The organism is Actinacidiphila paucisporea, assembly GCF_900142575.1.
Taxonomy (GTDB): Bacteria; Actinomycetota; Actinomycetes; order Streptomycetales; family Streptomycetaceae; genus Actinacidiphila; species Actinacidiphila paucisporea.
Genome location: NZ_FRBI01000011.1, coordinates 155899 through 175209 on the forward strand (window position 1 = coordinate 155899; position 19311 = coordinate 175209).

A 19311-nucleotide genomic window follows, 5' to 3' on the forward strand; every position below is an offset into this window, starting at 1 on the left:
GCGGCGGATGCGCAGTGCCTCGTCGACCTCGCCTCGCTGTTGGAGGATGTCGGCGATCTGGCCCCAGGTGACCGCGGTCGAGCGGGTGTCCCCGATCCGCTCATATACCGGCAGTTCGACTTCGCGACGGATCCGCAACACCTCGTCGACCTCGCCCCGCTGCTCGAGGATGTCGGCGATCTTTCCCCACGCGATCGCGGCCTCGCGGGCGTCACCGATCCGCTCGAACGCCGGCAGGGTGACTTCGCGGCGGATGCGCAGTGCCTCGTCGACCTCGCCTCGCTGCTCGAGGATGTCGGCGATCTTTCCCCAGGTGACCGCGACCGAGAGAGTGTCACCGGCGTCGGTGAACATTTGGCGGGCCTGGTGGAGCAGGGCCTCGGCCTGGTCGACCTCGCCGCGGGTGATCAGGCGGTTGGCGTGGTCGTAGAGGACTGCGGCGTGGACGGAGGGGTTGGTCTGCCGGTCGCCGGTCTCGGTCTGCTGGACGGCACGCAGGAGGAGGGTGTCGGCGTGGTCGCCGTCGCCGCCGGTGACCGCCGCGTCGGCGACGGTCCGCAGCAGGGTGACGGGAACCTCGTGGTGGTGGCGGTCGAGGAGGGTGATCGCCTGGTGGCCGAGTTCGGCGGCGGTGGAGGCCGGGCCTTGACGCAGGGCGGTCACGGCCGCGGCGGCGCAGTCGGCGGTGATGGCCGGGTGGTCGGCGGCCAGGGCCAGTCGGGTCAGTTGCAGGTCCAGGTCGCTGCCGCGTGCGGGTCGGGGTGTGGCGCCGCCCCACTGGGCGTACAGCGGTTGGGCGGCCACGGTGGCGAGGGCGGCCCGCTCGTCGGGGGTGAGGGGGGCCAGGCGGCCGGCCGCGAGGGCGTTGACGGCCAGGGCTGGGGCGGCGGGGCGGTGCTGGTCGGGGAAGGTGTCGAGGAGCCCGAGGCCGAGGAGACGTGACGCCGATCCGCCGACGGCGGCGGCCAGGGCGTCGACGACGGGACGCGGGACCGGGACGGTGAAGAGGGTGCAGGCGCGCAACAGGTCGCGGTGGGCGGGCCCAGCCTGGTCGAGGAGGGTGTCGAGGGCCAGGTTCTCCAGGAACTCGCCGACGTCGGGGTTGCCGGCCGGGAGGTCGCCCTGCTGAAGGTAGGTCTCCATGTCGGCGACGGCGGCCTCCGCGCGGGCCTGGTCGACCTGGCTGCTGTAGACCAGGCGTAGTCCGATGAGGTCCTGCAGACCGGGGTTGCCGCAACTGACGTCCATCGCCCGCTGGGCCAGGTCGGCGCGCTGGGTCGGGTACCCGGTCGGGGCGAGGTCCTGCTGACGGCGCTGGAGCTTGAGCTGGGCCGCCGGTGACAGTGGCCGCAGCTGGACCGGCTCCAGCCGGGTCTGCAGCCCCTGGAGGCTGAACGTGTAGCGGCTGGTGACCAGCAGCCGGCTGTCGGTGGTGGCCGGGTCGAACGCGGAGAGCACGTCGGCGAAGACAGCGGCGTGTTCGGGGTCGAGCCGGTGCGGGCCGTCAGGGTCGGCGGTCAGGATCTGTTCGAGATCGTCGATGATCAGCAGGAGGGGTTTGCGAACGTCGTCGAGTTCCTGGGCGCACGGTCCGGCCAGCAGATCGATCAGGAGCGGTTTGAGGCGGTCGGGCTGTTGGCGGACCTCTGCGCGCCTCTCCTCGACCAGGGCGCGGGCGGCGGGGTTGGCGGCGACGGCGTAGGCGACGGCGTCGAGGATCGCCGCCGGGCTGTAGTCGCCGAACACGACCGCGACGGCGCGGTTGGGGTGACGGTCGGCGATCCGGGCGGCCAGGCTCGACTTGCCCAGCCGGCCCTGCCCATGGAGCAGGACCCCCGCCTTCTGCCCACCGCGCAGGGCCCGGAGCGCCTGCTGCAGTTCCGGGCGCCGGCCGACGAACATTTCCGCGGCCGCGACCGGGAGTTGGTGCTTGCGGTCCAGGAACGTCTTGGTCACATGGTGCGGCGGCACCATCCGGCGTTTGAGGGTTCCCCCGACCAGCGGGCCGCCGCCGGTCGGCCCCAACCACAGCCGCGCCAGGTGCCAGTCGGCGCGCTGGCGTTCGTCGGAGCAGCCCAGCAGGTGGCGGCGGGCGTCGGCGACAGCCTCGGCCACCCCGACACGCCGGCCGAGCTGCCGGTACAGGTGTTCCGCGAAACGGGTGGCGGCCCGGTCGCTGACCGAGCCGTCCCAGCCGATGACCGCGGGAATTCCGGCGGCTATCAGCCCGGTGGCCATCGAGTGCGCCACCGACGCGCCGGGCTCGGCTGCCGGACCGCCGCGGTGGCCGGCGCTGCCAGGTATGTGCCCGGCCACGTCGGCACCCGTGGCGGTCAGGCAGGCCGACACGAACGCCAGCCGCGGCCGAGGAGTCAGCAGTCCCACCAGCGCGTCCGCGCTCGTCGGACACCAGTCCCCGAGATCGTCTTCCATCAGCAGGACGGGCGTGGCGGGCCCGCCGGGCCCCGGGCGCCAGTTGTGCAGCCCGTGGCACGACAGATGGACCACCGGCATCCCGCCGAGCTCGGACAGGCGCAGGCCGAGATGCTCGGGATTGCCGGAGTCCTCGACGACGAGATCGAGGCTCGTCTCCCCGACGGCATGGAGGATGGCCATCTCCTCAGCCTCGAAATCCAGCTCGTGCTGGCCCCGGGGCGCCGAAGCCATGAACGCCACCCCGAGCCGGTATCCGTCCAGGGCCTGCGCCGGGCTCGGGTGACCGAGCCGACGCGCCACGGCGAACAGCTTCGGCTCCTCGGCGAGGAACCCGCCCTCGGCGGCGGCCAGCAGCTCGTACGGGGCCCGCAGGAGCGCCCACGCCGCCGCGGACGGCCTCGCCGGCGCTCGGACCTCGAACACCAGCGGCGCCGGCGCCTCATCGAGCAGGCGCGTCAACTGGCCGAGATCACCGTCCAGCCACCGGTACAGCTCACGTCCCACCGCGAGCAGCGCCTGATCCCTGGAGCCGCCACGCAGGGCGTCCACATACTGGCCGGCGACGGAAGTGAGCAGGCCGACGTCCGATCCCCGCAACATCCGACGCGGACCGACCCGTTGGTCGTCAACGACCAGCTCGAACCCGGTGGCGTCCACGATCAGTCCGGTAGCCATGCGTCACCCTACCGTTGCGGAGCGGTACCCCACCAGAGTTCGCATGGTGGCGCGGCACGGGAAGTCACCTCGGTCATGGGGTGATCCCGAGGACGGGCAAGCAGGGGGCGACGGCGGTGAGTTCGATGTCGTCGCGCCGCTGGGCGGACCACTGCTCGCGGGTCAGTCGCCAGCAGGCGATCTGGGCCGGCTCGCCCCGCCGGGTGTCCCAGGAGACGCCGTTCGGCACGTATCCCAGGGCTTCGGAGATGCGGTTCGAGGCGCGGTTGTCGACGAACGCGTCGCTGGTTGCCTCACGCGCCATCAGGCCCTCGAAGGCCAGGTGCAGCACCGCCTGCCGCATCTCCTTGCCGAGGCCGCGGCCGCGGACGGCGGGGCTGAGCCAGGAGAAGGTGGTGACCGTGCCGAAGGTGGCGAAGCCGGTGCCGATCAGATCCTGCATGCCCACCGGCTCGCCGTCGACGACCACGACGAAGTAGAGGCGCCAGGACTCGGCACTGGCACGGCCTCGGCCGGACCATACGGCCCGCAGCCAGCGCCACTCGCGTTCCGGGCTGTCCTCGTAGAGGGAGATCGGGTCGTCGAAGGGCCAGGGGGGCTCGGTGACCACCCCGTCGCGCACCGTCGGGACCAGGCGTTCCAGGAGTGCGTCCGTCGCCCCCAGCAAGGACAGCCGGGGCGTGTGCACTTGGACGTTCAGCGGGGGATACGCGGACAGTGGCGCGGGAGTCGTCGGCATGCGCGCAACCCTAGAACCCCCGGGTCCGACTCCCGGCCCGCGAAGGGCGCGGGCGGCGGCGCCGCAGGACAGGGCCTACGCTGAGGGGATCATGCACCGTTTCAGTACGCCGTGGGGCGACCTCGACCTGACCCGTTATCCCGCGGAGCCCCGCGAGCAGCTGCGGGCCTGGGACGCCGCGGACGACTACCTGCTGCGGCACCTGGCGGAGAACCCGCCGGCGCCGGGCGGGACGACCGTCGTGCTGGGGGACCGCTGGGGCGCCCTGGCCACCGCGCTCGCCGAACGGCGGCCGGTGCAGGTCTCCGACTCCTTCCTCGGGCAGCAGGCGACCCGGGCGAATCTGCGCAGGATCGGGGCCGAGGACCGGGTGCGGCTGCTCTCCCCCCAGGACACCCGGGCCGAACCGCCGGAGCGCGTCGACCTGCTGCTGGTCCGGGTGCCGAGGAATCTGGCGCTGCTGGAGGACCAGCTGCACGCGCTGTCCCCCGCCGTCCACCGGGACACCGTCGTGGTCGGCACCGGCATGGTCACCGAGATCCACACCTCGACCCTCGCCCTTTTCGAGCGGATCCTCGGCCCGACCGTGACCTCGCTGGCCGTACGCAAGGCCCGGCTGATCCACTGCACGCCGGATCCCGACCTGCCGCGCACCCCCGGACCCTGGCCGCTGCGCTACGCCCTGCCGGACGGCATCGGCCCGATGTCGGGGCGTACGGTCACCAACCACGCCGGCGTCTTCTGCGCCGACCGGCTCGACCTCGGCACCCGGCTGCTGCTCGCCCATCTGCCCCGGCGGGAGGGACCCGACCGGGTGATCGACCTGGGCTGCGGCAACGGCGTCGTGGGTACGGCGGCGGCGGTCGCCAACCCGGACTCCGACGTGCTCTTCACCGACGAGTCCTACCAGGCCGTGGCCTCGGCCGAGGCGACCTTCCGGGACAACGCGGATGCGGCCACCGCGGCGGAGTTCCTGGTCGCGGACGCGGCGACCGGCGTGCCCGCGGGCAGCGCCGACCTCGTACTGAACAACCCGCCCTTCCACTCCCACCGCGCCACCAGCGACAGCAGCGCGCGCCGGATGTTCGCCACCGCGCGGGCCGCGCTGCGCCCCGGGGGCGAGCTGTGGGTGGTCGGCAACCGCCATCTGGGCTACCACGTACGGCTGCGGCGGCTGTTCGGGAACTGCGAGGTGGTGGCGTCCGACCCGAAGTTCGTGGTGCTCCGCGCGGTCAGGCGGCCGCCCCGAGGCTGATCGGGACTGGGACCCGGGGCCGGGGTCAGGCGCCCTCGACGGCCGCCTTGATCCGGCGGGCGAAGGCGTCCGCGTCCCTGCGGGCGGCCAGCAGGGCGAGGCCCACCAGGAGCTTGCCGACGCCGTGGCCCTCCAGGACGTTGAAGACCGCGACCCGGGTACCGCCGCCGGGCAGCGGCAGCAGGTCGTAGCCGCCCTCCTGGGAGGTCACGGTGTTCCTGGACAGCTCGGTCCAGCGGATCCTGGTCGGGGGCCGGAAGTCGGTGATCCGGAATTCGCGCTTCGTCGTCATGCCGGCGTCCTTCACGGTGCTCGCGTAGACCGTGCCGGCCGTCGTGGGGCCGTCCGTGGTCTTGGCGATCTCCAGCACCCGCGGGCTGAACTTCGGGTCATTGGTGCCGTCCGCGAGGAAGGCGAAGACCTCCTCGATCGGGCGGTCGATGTCGACTGTTGCCTCGAACCTGCCGGCCATGGCTCCTCCTGCGCGGGCGTACGCCGCTGTGGCGTGCGGGCATCGTCGCAGAACGACCGGGACGTGGGCGGCAGGCTCGCGCAGGCGGGACCCTGCCGTGACGGGGAGCGCCGCACCAGGAAGCGCCGCACCGGCGCGCGTCGTACCGAGAAGTACCGAGAAGCGCCGCACCCGGGCGGGCCGGCCGCCGGGACCGCTACCGCGCAACGCCGATGAGCAGGGCGCGCACCACCGTGCGGATCTCCTCGGCCTCCGGCGCGGTGCCCGGCCGCCGGCCGGCGAAGAGCAGGTGCCCGGTCCCGATGACCATCATCGCCAGGGTGTCGACGTCCGCGTCCGGCGCGATGCGGCCGAGGTCGCGCTCGGCGCCAAGGTACGCGGCGACCATGTCGGCGGCCTCGGCGAGCACCGGTACGCCGTTCACGCCGCTGCCGCGGAGCATGGCGCGCAGGGTGTCGCGCGCGGTGACCAGGCCGACGATCGCCACGGCGACCGAGCAGAACAGCGTGGTGAGCGCGTCGCCGAGATTCCGCTCGACGGTGCCGGTCCCCGCGGACTCGCGCAGGGCGGTCGCCTGGTGCTCGACCCGGCGGATCCGGTCACGTACGAGGTCGGCGAGGAAGGTGTCGAAGTCGGCGAAGTGCCGGTGCAGCACGCCCTTGGCGACGCCGGCCTCCGCGGTGACCGCTCGGCTGGTCAGCGCGTTCTGCCCCTCCCTGAGCAGGACGCGCTCGGCGGCGTCGAACAGCTGCTCCCGTACGTCGCGCAGGGCCACTCCTGTCGGCACCGCGGGTCCGCCTCTCGTCCGTCGGCGCCCACCCGTTGACGAGTGGGCGAGTGCCCACCTAGAGTGGGCGTGTGCCCACCTTACCGTCATCCGGCGCGGAGCCGCGCCACAGCCGGCGCGACGCCGCCGGATCCTTCGGCGCGGACGCGGAGCGCTACGAGCGCACTCGCCCCGGCTACCCCGACGCCCTGATCGCCGCGATCACCGCCGCCGCCCCCGGCACCGACCTCCTCGACGTCGGCTGCGGCACCGGCATCGCCGCCCGGCAGTTCCAGGCCGCCGGCTGCCGGGTGCTCGGCGTGGACGCCGACCCGCGGATGGCGGCCGCAGCAGGGCGCGGCGGGCTCCAGGCCGAGGTGTCGTCCTTCGAGACCTGGGACCCGGCCGGCCGCAGCTTCGACGCGGTCGTCGCCGGCCAGTCCTGGCACTGGGTGGACCCGGTCGCCGGCGCGGCGCGGGCGGCGCGCGTACTGCGGCCCGGCGGGCTGCTGGCCCTGTTCTGGAACGTGGCCTGCCTGCCGCCCGACCTCGCCGAGGCCGTCCGCTCGGTCTACGCGCGGGTGCTGCCGGACTCGCCCGCCTACCGCCGCGCGATGCCGGCCCTCGACGGCTACGCGCCGATCTTCGACACGGCCGCCGACGGCATCCGCCAGTCCGGCGCCTTCGCCGAACCGCGGCAGTGGCGCTACGACTGGCAGCGGACGTACACCTGCGACGAGTGGCTGGACCAGGTCCCCACCTTCGGCGGCCACAGCCTCTTCCCGCCGGCCACGCTCGCGGCGCTGCTGGAAGGCATCGGCGAGGCCGTCGACGCGGTGGGCGGCGCCTTCACCGTGGACTACGCGGCGATCGTGGTCGCGGCGACCCTCGACCCGGCCTAGGGTCGCCCCGGGCACCGCTGCCTGGCCCGGGATCTGCCGGACAGGACCCGGCCTAGGGTCGCCCGGGCACACCGGCGGCCGGGCCGGACCCGGCTCAGAACCGCGCCCGCCGGGACTCGCCGGCTGCGAGCCACACCCCGGCGGCGACCGCGCAGCCGGCGGCGAGGCCCGCCAGCGGGACCGCCAGGTGCCCGGCGAGCGTACAGAGCAGGACCGCGGCCGCACCGGCCGGCAGGACCAGGTGCTCGGCGAGACCGTTCTTGAAGTGGCGCGTGTGCACCGCCCACACCATGAGCATGAAGATCGCGGTGGGCACGGTGACGCAAGCGGCCGCGGCCCGCGCCGAGATGTCCGCGTGGTGGGTGACCTGCTCCACCGCGACCTCGATGCCCGCACCGATCGCGGCGGCCGATGCCAGGACCGCGTAGTGGCTGTAACCCCACAGGAAGGCCCGCCTGCTGGACACCAGGTGCTCGTGGATGGGGACCGCGAAATAGCTCCAGAAGGCGGCGAAGACGATCAGCAGGCCGCCGACCGCGATGGGCAGCAGCAGGTCGAGCGCCGCCGACTCGTCCAGCGCGGACTGCACGGCGACCGTCGCCGCCGAGATGGTCTCGCCGAGCACGATGAGGGTGAACAGCCCGTAGCGCTCGGCGATGTGGTGCGGGTGCCAGGACGTCCGGTGATCGTGCTCCGCATAGGCCGGCACGGCCAGTTCCGCCACCACCAGCAGCAGGAACCCGCCCGTCCACAGCGCCCCGGGCAGCAAAAGCAGCCCCACCCAGGCGAGTTGCACGACGACGAGCCCGGCGGCGTACCGCAGGGCGGTCCTGCGTGCCGCACCGCGCTCGCCGCGCGCCGCCCGCAGCCACTGGCACGTCAGCGCCAGGCGCATGATGAGGTAGCCGACGACGGCGACCGTGTAGTCGGCGTGGTCGAAGGCCCGCGGCACCCCGGCCGCCAGCACCAGGACGCCCGACATCTGCACCAGCGTCGCGAGCCGGTAGGGGACGTCGTCGGTGTCGTACGCGGACGCGAACCAGGTGAAATTCACCCAGGCCCAGTAAATGGCGAAGAAGACCAGCAGATATCCGCTGATCCCGTGTCCGGGCTCCCCCCGCGCGAGCGCGTGCACCAGCTTCCCGCCCGCCTGCGAGACCGCCACGACGAAGCACAGGTCGAACAGCAGCTCCAGCGGTGTCGACGCCCGATGCGGCTCGGTCCTGCTCCGCGCCCTCATCGGCACCCGTACGGCGACCGCCCTGCCGTGGCCTGCCCCCGTCGGGGTGGTCATCTCGTCCATGACGGGATTCTCGCCGACATCCCCGCGCGCACCCCGCAGGCCGGGAAGCCGCCGCCCGCGAAGGACCCGCCGCGACTCCCCGGCGCCACCCGGTGCCGCGCCGCGTCAGGTCCGGGCCAGGACGCAGAATTCGTGTCCTTCCGGGTCCGACAGGCAGGTCCAGGGGACGTCGCCCTGGCCGACGTCGAGGTCGGTGGCGCCGAGTGCGCGCAGCCGGGCCACCTCCGCCGCCTTGTCGTCGCCGGGGCTCGGCACCAGGTCGAGGTGGACGCGGTCCGGGACGGTCTTCGGGTCGGGGGAGCGGAGGAATTCGAGGTACGGGCCGGCGCCGGTGGGGGAGCGCAGGGCGGCCTGGTCGTCGGTCACCGTCTGCAGGGCCCAGTCCGTCGCCTCGTCCCAGAAGCGGGCCATGGCCCGCGGGTCCGCGCAGTCGACCACGACCGCGGCGACGGGCCCGGTGTCCCGGTAGGTCTCGCGGGGCTCGAGGACGCAGAATTCGTTGCCCTCGGGGTCGGCGAGCACCGTCCAGGGCACGTCGCCCTGGCCCACGTCGGCGTGCGTCGCGCCCAGCGACTCCAGCCGGGCGACCAGGGCGGCCTGGTGGGCCGCGGAGGTGGTGGCGAGGTCGATGTGCAGGCGGTTCTTCGTCGGCGTCTTGGCCTCCGGGACGGCGATGACGTCGATGCAGACGGTGGCCGGGTTACGCCAGTCGAAGCCGGCGGGTGTGGCGCTGGTCGCGCCGTGCCCGCCGGTGGAGGCGGTCCAGCCGAGCGCCTGCGCCCAGAACCGGCCGACCGCCAGGTCGTCACGGGCCTTGATGTTGACTTGCACGGGTCGCAGCGCCATGCCGGTGATCTTAGGCGCACACCGGACGAACTTTGCATAAAAGTGCGGCCAGTCGTATAGTCATGCCATTAACGAGGAGGGTTCGATGGCGGTACGGGTGGCGGTTGCCGGGGCGAGCGGATACGCGGGCGGGGAGGTGCTGCGGCTGCTGGTCGGGCACCCCGAGGTGGTGATCGGGGCGGTGACCGGGAATTCCAACGCCGGGCAGCGCCTCGGCGGCCTCCAGCCGCACCTGGTGCCGCTGGCCGACCGGGTGCTCCAGGAGACCTCGGCCGAGGTGCTCGCCGGGCACGAGGTCGTCTTCCTCGCGCTGCCGCACGGGCAGTCCGCGGCCGTGGCCGAGCAGCTGGGCGACGAGGTGCTCGTGGTCGACATGGGCGCCGACTTCCGCCTGCAGAAGGCGGCCGACTGGGAGCGCTTCTACGGCTCCCCGCACGCCGGCACGTGGCCCTACGGGCTGCCCGAGCTGCCCGGCGCCCGCGCCGCGCTCGCCGGCACCCGGCGGATCGCGGTGCCCGGCTGCTACCCGACCGCCGTCTCGCTCGCGCTCGTACCCGCCTACGCCGCCGCGCTCGCCGAGGACGAGGCCGTCGTCGTCGCCGCGTCCGGTACCTCGGGCGCCGGCAAGGCGGCCAAGCCGCACCTGCTGGGCTCCGAGGTCATGGGCTCGATGAGCCCGTACGGCGTCGGCGGCGGCCACCGGCACACCCCGGAGATGATCCAGAACCTCAGCGCCGCGGCCGGCACCCGGGTGAGCGTCTCCTTCACGCCGACCCTGGCGCCGATGCCCCGCGGCATCCTCGCCACCTGCACCGCCAAGGCCCGCCCCGGCGTCACCGCCGCCGACGTCCGGGCCGCGTACGAGAAGGCGTACGCCGACGAGCCGTTCGTCCACCTGCTGCCGGAGGGCCGGTGGCCCGCCACCGCGTCGGTCTACGGTTCCAACGCCGTCCACCTCCAGGTGGCGTACGACGAGGACGCACGGCGGATCATCGCGATCAGCGCCATCGACAACCTGGCCAAGGGCACCGCGGGCGGCGCGGTGCAGAGCATGAACATCGCCCTCGGGCTGCCCGAGACGACCGGGCTCACCACGATCGGAGTCGCTCCGTGAGCGACGCGTGCGCGGCGTCAGGGCCGCGGACGACAGCGAGATCTGCGGCCCGCCGCCGGACGGGCGGCCATGGGACCACCGCCCCCGCGGCAGCCACGGGCGAGAACAGGAGACAAGCATGAGCGTGACCGCAGCGAAAGGATTCCAGGCGGCGGGCATCGCCGCCGGGATCAAGGCGAACGGCAACCCGGACCTGGCCCTGGTGGTCAACTCGGGTCCGCGCCGCGCCGCCGCGGGCGTCTTCACCTCCAACCGGGTGAAGGCCGCGCCCGTGCTGTGGTCGGAGCAGGTGCTCAAGGGCGGGGCGGTGACCGCCGTCGTCCTCAACTCCGGCGGCGCCAACGCCTGCACGGGACCGCAGGGCTTCCAGGACACGCACGCCACCGCCGAGCGGGTCGCCGAGGTGCTCGGCCACAGCGCGGGCGAGGTCGCGGTGGCCTCCACCGGCCTGATCGGCGTACTGCTGCCGATGGACAAGCTGCTGCCGGGCATCGGGCTGGCCGCGGCCGAGCTGTCCGAGCACGGCGGCGAGAAGGCCGCCATCGCCATCAAGACCACCGACACCGTCCACAAGACGGCCGTCGTCGAGAACGGCGGATGGCGGGTCGGCGGCATGGCCAAGGGCGCGGGGATGCTCGCGCCGGGCCTGGCCACCATGCTGGTGGTGCTCACCACCGACGCCGACGCGGACGCCCCGACGCTGGACAAGGCGCTGCGGGACGCCACCCGGGTGACCTTCGACCGGGCAGACTCCGACGGCTGCATGTCGACCAACGACACCGTGCTGCTGCTGGCCTCGGGTGCCTCCGGCGTCACCCCCGCCTACGACGACCTCGCCGACGCGGTCCGCACCGTCTGCGCCGACCTGGCCAGGCAGCTGATCGGGGACGCGGAGGGCGCGAGCAAGGACATCAGGATCGAGGTGGTGAACGCCGCCACCGAGGACGAGGCGGTCGACGTCGGCCGCGCCATCTCCCGCAGCAACCTGCTCAAGTGCGCCATCCACGGCGAGGACCCCAACTGGGGCCGGGTGCTGTCCGCGATCGGCACCACGTCCGCCGCCTTCGAGCCGGACCGGCTCGGCGTCGCCATCAACGGTGTGTGGGTGTGCAGGAACGGTTCGGTCGGCGAGGACCGCGACCTGGTCGACATGCGCTTCCGGGAGGTCGTGATCACCGCCGACCTGGCCGCCGGCGACGCGTCCGCGGTCATCTGGACCAACGACCTCACCGCCGACTACGTCCACGAGAACAGCGCGTACAGCTCATGACCGCCCGCAAGCACTCCGCCCTGCCGAAAGCCCAGGTGCTCATCGAGGCGCTGCCCTGGCTGACCCGGCACAACGGCCGCGTCGTGGTGATCAAGTTCGGCGGCAACGCCATGGTCGACGAGGAGCTGAAGGCCGCCTTCGCGCAGGACGTGGTCTTCCTGCGGCAGGCCGGCCTCAAGCCGGTCGTCGTGCACGGCGGCGGCCCGCAGATCAACGCGGCCCTCGACCGGCACGGCCTGGTCAGCGAGTTCAAGGCCGGGCTGCGGGTCACCACGCCCGAGGCGATGGACGTGGTCCGCATGGTGCTGGCCGGACAGGTGCAGCGCGAGCTGGTCGGGTTGCTCAACCAGCACGGCCCGCTGGCGGTCGGCCTGACCGGCGAGGACGCCCACACCATCACCGCGGTCAAGCACTTCCCGACCATCGACGGGGAGCTGGTCGACATCGGGCGGGTCGGCGAGATCACCGGCATCGACACCGGCGCGATCGAGGCGCTGCTCGCGGACGGGCGTATCCCGGTGATCTCCTCGATCGCCCGCGCCGCCGACGACGGGCACGTCTACAACGTCAACGCCGACACCGCCGCCGCCGCACTGGCCGCCGCGCTGGGCGCCGAGACGCTGATGGTGCTCACCGACGTCGAGGGGCTGTACGAGGACTGGCCGCACAGCGACGACGTGATCAGCAGGCTCACCGCCACCGAGCTGGAGAAGCTGCTGCCCGACCTGTCCAGCGGCATGGTGCCCAAGATGCGCGGCTGCCTGTACGCCGTGCGCAACGGGGTACACACCGCCCGCGTCATCGACGGCCGGGTCCAGCACTCGATCCTGCTGGAGATCTTCACCGACGAGGGCATCGGCACGATGGTCGTCCCCGACGACCCGCAGGCAACCACGGCAGAGCACGTACCGGAGCAGGCAGGAGGAGCACGGTGACCGCCACCACGGACACGACCGCCACCACGGACACGACCGCCACCACGGGCACGACCGGCAACGAGGCGCTGGCCGGCCGCTGGCAGGGCGTCCTCATGGACAACTACGGGCTGCCCAGGGTGCCGCTGGTACGCGGCGAGGGGGCGAGATTCTGGGACGCCGACGGCAAGGTCTACCTGGACTTCCTCGGCGGCATCGCGGTCAACTCGCTCGGCACCGCCCACCCGGCGGTCGTCGAGGCGGTGACCCGGCAGATCGGCACCCTCGGGCATGTCTCGAACCTCTTCGTGGCCGAGCCGCCGATCGCCCTCGCCGAGCGGCTGCTGCAGCTGTTCGGCCGGCCCGGCCGGGTCTTCTTCGCCAACTCCGGCGCCGAGGCCAACGAGGCCGCCTTCAAGATCGGGCGGCTCACCGGCCGCACCCGGATGGTCGCCACCGACGGCGCCTTCCACGGCCGGACCATGGGCTCGCTGGCACTGACCGGCCAGCCGCAGAAGAGGAACGCCTTCGTCCCGCTGCCCGGTGAGGTCACCCACGTGCCGTTCGGCGACGTGGCGGCGCTGCGGGCGGCCGTCGACACCGACACCGCCCTGGTGATCATCGAGCCGATCCAGGGCGAGAACGGCGTGGTCGTGCCGCCGGCCGGCTACCTGCGGGCCGCGCGGGAGATCACCGCCGCCACCGGCACCCTGCTGGTGCTCGATGAGGTGCAGACCGGGATCGGCAGGACCGGGCACTGGTTCGAGTGCCTGGCGCAGGGCGTCGAGCCCGACGTGGTGACGCTGGCCAAGGGCCTGGGCGGCGGCCTGCCGATCGGCGCCACCGTCGCCTTCGGTGCCGCGGCCGACCTGTTCACGCCGGGCGCGCACGGCACGACCTTCGGGGGCAACCCGGTCGCGTGCGCGGCCGCGCTGGCCGTGCTGGACACCATCGCGGCCGACGGGCTGCTGGACCACGTCAAGCGGCAGGGCGAGAAGCTGCGGGCCGGAGTCGAGGCACTGGGCCACCCGCTGGTCGATCATGTGCGCGGCGCGGGCCTGCTGATCGGTATCGTGCTCACCGAGCCGCTGTCCGCACCGGTCCAGCAGGCGGCTCAGGACGCCGGACTCCTGGTGAACGCCGCCGTGCCCGACACGGTGCGGCTCGCGCCGCCGCTCGTCGTCGGTGACGACGACACGGACGCGTTCCTCCGGGTGCTGCCCGGCGTGCTCGACCAGGTGTGGGAATCGAACCAGCAGAACCGGGCAGCCCGGGGCACCGCCGGAGTCCGGGGGACAGACGGAGAATGACGCGACGATGAGCGAGGCTCAGCAGCACGGCGGCGGCCAGGCCGTACCGCAGACCCGTACGGCCAGGCACCGCAGGATCGTGGACATCCTCGGCCGGCAGCCGGTGCGATCCCAGAGCCAGCTCGCCAAGCTGCTCGCCGACGACGGGCTGAGCGTCACCCAGGCGACGCTCAGCCGCGACCTGGACGAGCTGGGCGCGGTCAAGATCCGGACCAACGACGGCGAGCTGATCTACGCCGTCCCCTCCGAGGGCGGCTACCGCACCCCGCAGGCGCCGCTCGGCGAGTCCGTCAAGGAGGAGCGGATGCGGCGGCTGGCCGCCGAGCTGCTGATCTCCGCCGAGGCGTCGGCCAACCTGGTGGTGGTCCGCACCCCGCCGGGCGCCGCGCAGTTCCTCGCGTCGGCCGTCGACACCGCCGAGGTGCACGACATCCTCGGTACGATCGCCGGTGACGACACGGTCGTCCTGATCAGCCGGGACCCCGCCGGCGGCCAGAAGCTCGCCGACCACCTGCTGCGCCTCGCCCAGGGCGAGGTCTAGCCACCCCTTCGCTCTCCATCCGACCTGCACGACACGCCGACCTGCCGTTTTGACGAACCATACGGTGGAGTGCATAATTATGCTAGTCAGCGTATGCACCATAAGGAGAGACCCGTGACCGAGCGCGTCGTACTCGCCTACTCAGGCGGCCTTGACACCTCCGTCGCCATCGGCTGGATCGCCGAGGAGACCGGCGCCGACGTCATCGCGGTGGCCGTGGACGTCGGCCAGGGCGGGGAGGACCTGGACGTCATCCGCAAGCGCGCCATCGCGTGCGGCGCCGTCGAGGCCGAGGTCGCGGACGCCAAGGACGAGTTCGCCGAGGAGTACTGCCTGCCGGCGATCCGGGCCAACGCGCTCTACATGGACCGCTACCCGCTGGTCTCCGCGCTGTCCCGGCCGGCGATCGTCAAGCACCTGGTCGCCGCCGCCCGCAAGCACGGCGCCGACACCGTCGCCCACGGCTGCACCGGCAAGGGCAACGACCAGGTCCGCTTCGAGGCCGGCATCTCCTCGCTCGCCCCCGAGCTGCGCTGCATCGCCCCGGTCCGCGACTACGCCATGACCCGGGACAAGGCCATCGCCTTCTGCGAGGCCAACAGCCTGCCGATCGCCACCACCAAGAAGTCGCCGTACTCGATCGACCAGAACGTCTTCGGGCGGGCCGTCGAGACCGGCTTCCTCGAGGACATCTGGAACGCGCCGATCGAGGACGTCTACGAGTACACCCGGAACCCGGCGACCCCGCGGGAGCCCGACGAGGTCGTCATCAGCTTCCACAAGGGCGTGCCGGTCGCCGTCGACGGCCAGGAGGTCACCGTCCTGGAGGCCATCCAGCTGCTCAACGTGCGGGCCGGCGCCCAGGGCATCGGCCGGATCGACATGGTCGAGGACCGGCTGGTCGGCATCAAGTCCCGGGAGATCTACGAGGCCCCCGGCGCGATCGCGCTGATCACCGCCCACCAGGAGCTGGAGAACGTCACCGTCGAGCGCGAACTGGCCCGCTACAAGCGGCAGGTCGAGCAGCGCTGGGGCGAGCTGGTCTACGACGGCCTGTGGTTCTCGCCGCTCAAGCGGGCGCTCGACGGCTTCATCACCGAGGCCAACGAGCACGTCACCGGCGACATCCGGATGGTCATGCACGGCGGCCGGGCCGTCGTCAACGGCCGGAAGTCCACCGAGTCCCTGTACGACTTCAACCTCGCCACCTACGACACCGGCGACACCTTCGACCAGTCGCTGTCCAAGGGCTTCATCGAGATCTTCGGCATGTCCAGCAAGATCGCCGCCCAGCGCCACTCGCGTGCGGGACACGACCTGGGCCTGGGCCAGTGAGCGCCGAGCGGCAGGGCGCCAAGCTCTGGGGCGGACGGTTCGCCGACGGACCGTCCGCCGCCCTGGAACGGCTGTCGGCCTCCGTGCACTTCGACTTCCGGCTCGCGCCCTACGACATCGCCGGGTCCCGGGCCCACGCCCGCGCCCTCTACCGGGCCGAGCTGCTGACCGCGGACGAGCTGGACCGGATGATCGCCGGGCTCGACTCGCTGGAGGCCGACGTGGCCGCCGGGGACTTCACCGGCACCATCGCCGACGAGGACGTGCACACCGCGCTGGAGCGCGGCCTGGTCGAGCGCCTCGGCGCCGAACTGGGCGGCAAGCTGCGGGCCGGCCGGTCGCGCAACGACCAGATCGCCACCCTCTTCCGGATGTACCTGCGCGACCACGCCCGGATCATCGGCGGCCTGATCGCCGACCTCCAGGACGCGCTGGTCGGCCTGGCCGAGTCGCACCCGGACGCCGCGATGCCCGGCCGCACCCACCTGCAGCACGCCCAGCCGGTGCTCTTCGCGCACCACATGCTGGCGCACGTCCAGTCGCTGTCCCGGGACGCCGAGCGGCTGCGCCAGTGGGACGCGCGCACCGCCGTCTCGCCGTACGGCTCGGGCGCGCTCGCCGGGTCCTCGCTCGGCCTCGACCCCGAGGCCGTCGCCCGCGACCTGGGCTTCGAGCACGGTTCGGTGGGCAATTCCATCGACGGCACCGCCTCGCGCGACTTCGTGGCCGAGTTCGCCTTCGTCACCGCGATGATCGGCGTCAACCTGTCGCGGATCGCCGAAGAGGTGATCATCTGGAACACCAAGGAATTCTCCTTCGTGACCCTGCACGACGCCTTCTCCACCGGCTCGTCGATCATGCCGCAGAAGAAGAACCCGGACATCGCCGAGCTGGCCCGCGGCAAGTCGGGGCGGCTGATCGGCAACCTCACCGGGCTGATGGCGACGCTCAAGGCGCTGCCGCTGGCGTACAACCGTGACCTCCAGGAGGACAAGGAGCCGGTCTTCGACTCCTGCGACCAGCTGGAGGTGCTGCTGCCGGCCTTCACCGGGATGATGGCGACCCTGACGGTGCACACCGAGCGGATGGCCGAACTGGCCCCCGCCGGGTTCTCGCTCGCCACCGACATCGCGGAGTGGCTGGTCAGGCAGGGCGTGCCCTTCCGGGTCGCGCACGAGGTCGCGGGGGAGTGCGTCAAGGCCTGCGAGGCCGAGGGCATCGAGCTGCACGAGCTGACCGACGAGCAGTTCGGCAAGATCTCCCCGCACCTGACGCCCGAGGTCCGCGGGGTGCTCGACGTGCCGGGCGCGCTGGCCTCCCGCAGCGGCCGCGGCGGTACGGCGCCGAGCGCGGTCGCCGTACAGCTCGCCGAGGTCAAGGCGGACCTGGCGGTCCAGCACGACTGGGCGGAGCAGGGGGCGTGACGGCCGGGACTCAGTCCCGGTAGACGGCGGGAGGCGGCCCGAAGGTGGTGCCGTCTCCCAGCCATGTCTGCGCCAGCCGTTGGAGCGAGCCGTCCTGCCGCATCCGCTCCAGGACGGCGTTGACGAACCGCACGAAGTCGATCTGGCCGGGCTGCATGGCGATGCCGTGCGGCTCGGCGGTGAAGCGCGGGCCGATCAGCCGGGTGTTCGGGTCCTGCCGCTGCAGCCCGATCAGGATGGTGTCGTCGGTGGAGACCGCGTCCACCTGGCCCAGCTGCATCAGCATCAGGCAGTCCGTCCAGTCCTTGACGCCCACCGGGACCACCGGGTGGTCCTTGAGCCCTTTGAGGGTGTCGATGGAGGTCGTGCCGGACGCCGCGCAGACCTTCCTGCCCGCCAGGTCGGCGACGGACCTGGCGGTCGACCTTTTCGGCACCAGCACCCGCTGGCCCGCGTCCATGTAGTCGCTGGAGAAGGCGACGCTCTTCCACCGCCGGCAGTTCACCGTCATCGAGTCGATGACGATGTCGACCGGGTCCTTCTGCAGCAGCACCGGGATGCGCTGGGCGGAGGTGACGGTGCGGAACTCGATGTGGTCGGGGCTGCCGAACAATGCGGTCGAGATCCGCTTCAGCAGCTGGATCTCGTAGCCGTCGAGCTGCCCGGTCAGCGGGTCGCGGTAGCCGAACAGGTACGAGTTCTGGTCCACCCCGGCGATCAGCCGGCCGCGGGCCACGATCGCGGCCATCGTCGACTTCGCCGGCATCCGCCCCGGCTGCGGCAGCGCCCCGGCCGGCCGGTAGCTCTCCGGGGTGGCGCCGCACGGCGGGTCGTCCGCCGGCCGCGCGGAGGTCGGCGGGACCGTGGGGGCGGCGGTCGGGTGGCCGCCCGCCGCCGCTTCGCCGCCCGAGGTACAGCCCGTCAGCAGCAGCGCGGCGACGGCCGCCAGGGCCGCCAGGGCCGTCCCGTACCGTAAGCCATCGCGCACCGCAGGCCCCCTGACACCAGGTCTCGTCCCGTGCAACGGACGACGCCGGGGATCTTCCCGCGGTTCCGCACGCCGAACCGTATCGGCGGTGTGCGGGCGCGCTTGCCGGTGTCAGGCGGCCTTGGCCTTGGTGGCGTAGATGTCCACGTACTCCTGGCCGCCGAGCCGCATGACCTCGCTCATCACCTCGTCGGTGACCGCCCGCAGCACGTAGCGGTCGCGGTCCATGCCCTCGTAGCGGGCGAATTCCAGCGGGCGGCCGAAGCGGATGGTGACCGGGGCGATCCGCAGCATGCCCGAGCCGCCGGGCTGCACCTTGTCGGTGCCGATCATCGCGAACGGCACCACGGGGGCGCCGGTCATCAGGGCCAGCCGGGCGACACCGGTACGGCCGCGGTAGAGGCGGCCGTCGGGGGAGCGGGTGCCCTCGGGGTAGATGCCGAAGATCCGGCCCTCCTCCAGCACCCGGCGGCCGGTCATCAGCGCGGCCACCCCGCCGTGCCCGCCGTCCCGGTCCACGGGGATCATGCCGCAGGTGGTGAAGAACCACGCCATCAGTCGGCCCTTGACGCCCTTGCCCGTGACGTACTCGTCCTTGCCGATGAAGTAGACCTGCCGCTCCACCACCAGGGACAGGAACAGCGAGTCGACGAAGGTGACGTGATTGCCCGCCACGATCACCGGGCCGTCGCCCGGGATGTTCGCCACGCCCTCGACCCGGGGGCGGTACAGGACCCGCATCAGCAGTCCGAGAATCGCCTTGAGCACGCTGCGGGACAACGCATTCCTCCGGTTCACGCGGTGGGGCGGCCGGACCTACCGGTCCGTATGTACACGAGGACGATACTTCTTCCTCCGGAGCTTCGCCTGGGAGGTACCCCCAAGGGGGGCCCGCACGTCGGGTCCGGAGCCGGCGGCACCGGTGCCGGATCGCGAGGGCCGCCGGGACTCGTGAACCGTGCGCCGGCCGTGCACTCCATGAGGTGAATACGGCCGCGCCGGGCGACCTTCCGGCGCGGCC

Annotated in this window: 17 protein-coding genes; 9 read left to right on the top strand and 8 right to left on the bottom strand. The window is 72.7% G+C overall.

Features of this window, described 5'->3' with window-relative positions:
* The coding region (locus BUE44_RS39285) for a CHAT domain-containing protein (RefSeq protein WP_073499739.1) at positions 1-3111 on the bottom strand (3111 nt) is incomplete at its 3' end.
* A 73-nt stretch (positions 3112-3184) separates the two neighbouring features.
* A complete protein-coding gene (locus tag BUE44_RS18375; protein ID WP_073499742.1) occupies positions 3185-3850 on the bottom strand; it encodes a GNAT family N-acetyltransferase in 666 nt (221 codons plus the stop codon).
* Positions 3851-3941: 91 nt separating this feature from the next.
* Between BUE44_RS18375 and BUE44_RS18380 the strand changes: the two genes are divergently transcribed.
* Positions 3942-5105: a methyltransferase gene (locus tag BUE44_RS18380; protein WP_073499744.1), complete on the top strand. Its 1164-nt coding sequence runs from the start codon at positions 3942-3944 to the stop codon at positions 5103-5105.
* A 25-nt stretch (positions 5106-5130) separates the two neighbouring features.
* Here the strand turns inward: BUE44_RS18380 and BUE44_RS18385 are convergent, their stop codons facing one another.
* Positions 5131-5577, bottom strand: a complete 447-nt coding sequence (locus tag BUE44_RS18385) for an SRPBCC family protein (protein ID WP_073499746.1) — start codon at positions 5575-5577, stop codon at positions 5131-5133.
* Between the two features lie 196 nt (positions 5578-5773).
* Complete coding sequence (locus tag BUE44_RS18390; RefSeq protein WP_073499748.1) at positions 5774-6364, bottom strand: TetR/AcrR family transcriptional regulator; 591 nt, start codon at positions 6362-6364, stop codon at positions 5774-5776.
* Positions 6365-6435: 71 nt separating this feature from the next.
* On the opposite strand from BUE44_RS18390, the gene BUE44_RS18395 reads away from it, so the two are divergent.
* Positions 6436-7245 (top strand): class I SAM-dependent methyltransferase, encoded by an 810-nt coding sequence (locus BUE44_RS18395; RefSeq protein ID WP_073499750.1) that lies wholly within the window; start codon positions 6436-6438, stop codon positions 7243-7245.
* A gap of 94 nt (positions 7246-7339) precedes the next feature.
* Here the strand turns inward: BUE44_RS18395 and BUE44_RS18400 are convergent, their stop codons facing one another.
* The gene (locus tag BUE44_RS18400; RefSeq protein WP_073499752.1) at positions 7340-8548 is read right to left on the bottom strand and encodes a low temperature requirement protein A; all 1209 of its coding nucleotides are present in this window, start codon (positions 8546-8548) and stop codon (positions 7340-7342) included.
* A 105-nt stretch (positions 8549-8653) separates the two neighbouring features.
* A complete protein-coding gene (locus BUE44_RS18405; protein ID WP_073499754.1) occupies positions 8654-9394 on the bottom strand; it encodes a VOC family protein in 741 nt (246 codons plus the stop codon).
* A gap of 85 nt (positions 9395-9479) precedes the next feature.
* Between BUE44_RS18405 and argC the strand changes: the two genes are divergently transcribed.
* From argC to argH, 7 genes are all read left to right on the top strand, one after another.
* On the top strand, positions 9480-10508 hold the full coding sequence (gene argC, locus BUE44_RS18410) for an N-acetyl-gamma-glutamyl-phosphate reductase (protein WP_073499756.1): 1029 nt from the start codon (positions 9480-9482) through the stop codon (positions 10506-10508).
* Between the two features lie 118 nt (positions 10509-10626).
* Positions 10627-11778, top strand: a complete 1152-nt coding sequence (gene argJ / locus BUE44_RS18415; protein WP_073499758.1) for a bifunctional glutamate N-acetyltransferase/amino-acid acetyltransferase ArgJ — start codon at positions 10627-10629, stop codon at positions 11776-11778.
* Complete coding sequence (gene argB / locus BUE44_RS18420) at positions 11775-12713, top strand: acetylglutamate kinase (RefSeq protein WP_073499760.1); 939 nt, start codon at positions 11775-11777, stop codon at positions 12711-12713. The genes argJ and argB overlap by 4 nt, the downstream gene beginning before the upstream one ends.
* The gene (locus BUE44_RS18425) at positions 12710-14002 is read left to right on the top strand and encodes an acetylornithine transaminase (RefSeq protein WP_073499762.1); all 1293 of its coding nucleotides are present in this window, start codon (positions 12710-12712) and stop codon (positions 14000-14002) included. Before argB ends, BUE44_RS18425 begins: the two co-directional genes overlap by 4 nt.
* 7 nt (positions 14003-14009) lie before the next feature.
* Positions 14010-14543 (top strand): arginine repressor, encoded by a 534-nt coding sequence (locus BUE44_RS18430; protein ID WP_073499764.1) that lies wholly within the window; start codon positions 14010-14012, stop codon positions 14541-14543.
* 114 nt (positions 14544-14657) lie between these two features.
* Entirely contained in the window at positions 14658-15878 is a 1221-nt protein-coding gene (locus tag BUE44_RS18435; RefSeq protein WP_073499766.1) for an argininosuccinate synthase, read from the top strand.
* Positions 15875-17302, top strand: a complete 1428-nt coding sequence (gene argH, locus BUE44_RS18440; RefSeq protein WP_073499768.1) for an argininosuccinate lyase — start codon at positions 15875-15877, stop codon at positions 17300-17302. Before BUE44_RS18435 ends, argH begins: the two co-directional genes overlap by 4 nt.
* 10 nt (positions 17303-17312) lie before the next feature.
* Here argH and BUE44_RS18445 read toward each other — a convergent pair whose 3' ends face one another.
* Entirely contained in the window at positions 17313-18290 is a 978-nt protein-coding gene (locus BUE44_RS18445) for a glutamate ABC transporter substrate-binding protein (RefSeq protein WP_073499770.1), read from the bottom strand.
* Between the two features lie 111 nt (positions 18291-18401).
* Positions 18402-19070, bottom strand: coding sequence for a lysophospholipid acyltransferase family protein (locus BUE44_RS18450; protein WP_073499772.1), 669 nt, complete (start codon positions 19068-19070; stop codon positions 18402-18404).
* Between the last annotated feature and the right edge of the window lie 241 nt (positions 19071-19311).

What these genes read in the sequence shown, in the direction of transcription:
- BUE44_RS18375 (WP_073499742.1), bottom strand. Translation starts at nt 3,850, where the DNA reads ATGCCGACGACTCCCGCGCCACTGTCCGCGTATCCCCCGCTGAACGTC.
- BUE44_RS18380 (WP_073499744.1), top strand. Translation starts at nt 3,942, where the DNA reads ATGCACCGTTTCAGTACGCCGTGGGGCGACCTCGACCTGACCCGTTAT.
- BUE44_RS18385 (WP_073499746.1), bottom strand. Translation starts at nt 5,577, where the DNA reads ATGGCCGGCAGGTTCGAGGCAACAGTCGACATCGACCGCCCGATCGAG.
- BUE44_RS18400 (WP_073499752.1), bottom strand. Translation starts at nt 8,548, where the DNA reads ATGGACGAGATGACCACCCCGACGGGGGCAGGCCACGGCAGGGCGGTC.
- BUE44_RS18405 (WP_073499754.1), bottom strand. Translation starts at nt 9,394, where the DNA reads ATGGCGCTGCGACCCGTGCAAGTCAACATCAAGGCCCGTGACGACCTG.
- argC (WP_073499756.1), top strand. Translation starts at nt 9,480, where the DNA reads ATGGCGGTACGGGTGGCGGTTGCCGGGGCGAGCGGATACGCGGGCGGG.
- argJ (WP_073499758.1), top strand. Translation starts at nt 10,627, where the DNA reads ATGAGCGTGACCGCAGCGAAAGGATTCCAGGCGGCGGGCATCGCCGCC.
- argB (WP_073499760.1), top strand. Translation starts at nt 11,775, where the DNA reads ATGACCGCCCGCAAGCACTCCGCCCTGCCGAAAGCCCAGGTGCTCATC.
- BUE44_RS18430 (WP_073499764.1), top strand. Translation starts at nt 14,010, where the DNA reads ATGAGCGAGGCTCAGCAGCACGGCGGCGGCCAGGCCGTACCGCAGACC.